General features: G+C 44.2%; 1 protein-coding gene. It reads right to left on the bottom strand.

Annotated elements, in window-relative coordinates; all coding sequences use genetic code 11:
• Positions 1-85 precede the first annotated feature (85 nt).
• Positions 86-369: transposase (locus Q1A08_RS21395; protein ID WP_299776428.1), on the bottom strand; the 284-nt coding region annotated here is incomplete at its 5' end.

The following is a 369-nucleotide window of genomic DNA, read 5'->3' on the forward strand; positions in this document are numbered from 1 at the left end:
AATCCGCTTCGGGATACTCCAAGTAAGTCACAGAGCCTGCAAACACTCTTGAATGTCCGGTTCTCCTCAACTAGCTCATAGAGCTTTACTTTTTCCTTTGGAAGAACCGTTCGGCCTTTTTTAGTAGGTCTAGCTCATCGATTCGGTTTGCCAGCTCTTTCTCTAGCTGTTTAATTCTCTTTTCAGCTGCACTTAGCTTATCTTCTACTTCTTGAACTGGGTCAGTTCTATCAGGCCTCCTTTTGGGGGAAGGCTTTGATGGTTTCATGTTTTTATCTTCCTTTAATTCACTCCGCCGATGCTCCATCTGCCATCGATAAAGCATGACAGGATGAATGTCGAGCGAGCTAGCAACATCCTTTGACATAA

The organism is uncultured Pseudoteredinibacter sp. (assembly GCF_947500695.1).
Taxonomy (GTDB): Bacteria; Pseudomonadota; Gammaproteobacteria; order Pseudomonadales; family Cellvibrionaceae; genus Pseudoteredinibacter.